We start from the raw sequence: 2,543 nt of genomic DNA, 5'->3' as shown, positions 1-2,543 counted from the left end.
GAATCAAGGGAAGCGTGCCGGTGCAGGCAAATGACCACCGTAAGCGTCGTTGCAACCAATTAAGCGCCGATTCCAATCAGCGCGACTACGCCCTCGCTGCCTAAGCGACGGTGTGTCCGTCAGACCGAGAGAGCCCTCGACTCGGACCCTGGCGTCATCTAGAGGGACAAACCCATACGTCCGGTCGCGGGATGTACGGGGACATCAAACAGCGACTGGGATCGTCATCTCGGCTTGTTCGCGTGAACGAGAGATCCAAGTAGAGACATAGCGAACTGCGCACGGAGAAGCCTCGAGGGAATGCCGTAGGACCCGGGTTCGATTCCCGGCAGCTCCACCGAGAAGGCCCAGGTCAGGAACGAACTTCCTAACCTGGGCCTTTCGCGTCGGGACGGTCAGTCTTCCACTGCGAAGAGACGGTGTTCGCCTTCGACACCTTTGAGCTGGTGAAGTCCGCGCGCTGCGAAGGAAATGCCTGATCCGGCGGCAAGGTCGCGCACCGTCTGCGACACCAGGATCTCGCTCGGACCCGCCAGGGTGACGATGCGAGCGGCAACGTGAATCGCGATTCCTGCGAGATCGGTGCCGTGTACCTCGCACTCGCCGGTATGCACGCCGCCCCGCACTTCGAGATTGAGGCGCTTCACGCCGTCACGAATTGCCCGCGCCGCTCGCACCGCCGAAGCGGGTGAGTCGAACCGTGCGAGGAAGCCGTCGCCGATCGTCTTGACCTCGCGGCCTCGATGAGCCCCCAACTCACTCCTGACCAACGCGTGATGCTCATCCAGCAGTGACCGCCACGCCGCGTCTCCCATTCGCTCGGCACGCAACGTAGAACCGACGATGTCGGTGAACAGAAGGGTGGCGAGTATTCGTTCGGGCTCGACAGGTCGGTGTATTCGGGGGTCGAGGATGGCATAGGTCACGCTCTGCACCGCACAAGTCTGACCGTCGGCGTCAATCGCCTCCGCGTCTGCGGTGATGAGGTTGCCGGAGCGATGAATCACCTTGCCCCGGCACGACATCTCGCGTCCGTCGGCGGGCACCGGGCGCAGGAACCGGGTGGTCAGTTCCAGCCCCGCGACGGACTCGCCCGGGGCCGACAACGTCAGCGCGGCCAGGGTCGAGGTCATGTTGAGGAGCGACTCGATCGCGGCCGGGTCGAGGTCGTGCGACAAGGAACAGAACCATTCGCTCGCCGGCATCACGACGTGGGCAACTCCCTCGTCGACGACGACCCACCGTGCGCCGAAGGTATGCATCAACGGCAGCGGTGGAAGGTCGCCGGCCATGATCATGCGAGACAATTCCAGTCCGCTGTGACGAGCCTGCATGTCTGCGGGCACCAGCCCCCCGACGGCAGGGCGGTCCGGCGGATCCGGCGTCGAGTACGTGGCGTTGTCGGTCGGCTCGATCGAGGGCGGTGCCGACGGAGGCGGTGGGTCGATTCGCCGGACGCCCCACTGACTTGCGGCGAACCCGACCAGCCGCCCGACCGGGTCCTCGATCTCGGCGGTGCACGACACGAAGTAGCTGCTCGAGTTGAGCACCCGGGCGCGAGCCAGGAAGTTGCCGGGCTGGGGGCGCGGTGGCCGAAAGTACTGAACGGAGTCGGTGATCGGATAGACCGCCATCTCTGCTTCGACGGCCGTCGTCGCGCAGGCGTAAAGCGCCTGGGTCGAAAGGGCGCTCAGGTTGTAGGCCGGCGGCATGACGAGATGACCGCCTGCCTTCAGGGTCCCGGTCAAGTTCCCGCTGCTGACATGGCCGATTCCAAACCCGGTCAGTCGCGCAATCGGCGTCGTAGGGAGGACGCGGCGCGCATACAGACGCATGCGCTCGATGCCGGCCAAGGTGTTGAGCCACGGTGGAGCAACGACGCCGCGCGCAGGCTCGTCGGTGACAGATCTCGGGACCGTGCTCATGAGCGTTCCCCCAACGCCTCGCCGGCATGCGATGCGGAGCTTATCGCGCCGGTGTTTGCCGAATGCTCACAATCGCAAGGGCCAAGCCAACCGCTTGAAGTACTTCGGTGACCGACTGGACGCCTTTTGTTGATGCTGGTAACGAAGGCGCGCACGCATCCGTGACTCGTCGCGACGCCGACCGATTCATCGTGGGTACGTACATTCTGTTGGCTGACGTGGTGATGCTCGCGCATGACGGCTTGCTGAGGCCCGCTGCAGAATCGTCGTCTTAGGCGGTCGCCGAAGAGCCACTGGTCCCGCTCGAAGGGAATGCGCAGGTTCTCAGAGTTCGGGCTATCTCCGTCAATCCGATCTCACGGCTGACGTAGGGGTTCATCATCGAGGCATGGCGACCGACAGTACGGAGCTGGACCCGGAATCGCGGCGGATACAGGTACGTCGTGCGGCGCTGGGAAGCGCGATTGGCACGACGATCGAGTGGTACGACTTCTTCCTCTACAACACAGCCGCCGCGCTGGTTTTCCCGCATGTGTTCTTTCCAGCTTCGAGCGCGTACGCGGGTGCGATGCAGTCCTTCGCGACCTACGCGGTCGGGTTCGCCGCGCGGCCGGTAGG

Annotated in this window: 1 protein-coding gene, 1 other RNA gene and 1 pseudogene; 2 read left to right on the top strand and 1 reads right to left on the bottom strand. The window is 64.3% G+C overall.

Going from position 1 to position 2,543, the window contains the following annotated elements; all coding sequences use genetic code 11:
- Positions 1-340, top strand: a transfer-messenger RNA (tmRNA) gene (gene ssrA / locus QOD90_RS03045); the annotation flags it as partial.
- 55 nt (positions 341-395) lie between these two features.
- Here the strand turns inward: ssrA and QOD90_RS03040 are convergent.
- Entirely contained in the window at positions 396-1,925 is a 1,530-nt protein-coding gene (locus tag QOD90_RS03040; protein WP_526346544.1) for an adenylate/guanylate cyclase domain-containing protein, read from the bottom strand.
- Positions 1,926-2,313: 388 nt separating this feature from the next.
- Between QOD90_RS03040 and QOD90_RS03035 the strand changes: the two are divergent.
- Positions 2,314-2,543 (top strand): annotated as a pseudogene (locus QOD90_RS03035) (MFS transporter); the annotation flags it as partial.

Source organism: Mycobacterium sp. (genome assembly GCF_032161845.1).
Taxonomy (GTDB): domain Bacteria; phylum Actinomycetota; class Actinomycetes; order Mycobacteriales; family Mycobacteriaceae; genus Mycobacterium.
This window is presented reverse-complemented; position numbering and strand designations above follow the sequence as displayed.

Bases quoted from the DNA above. Each gene is read 5' to 3' on its own strand.
- QOD90_RS03040 (WP_526346544.1), bottom strand. From the start codon at position 1,925: ATGAGCACGGTCCCGAGATCTGTCACCGACGAGCCTGCGCGCGGCGTC.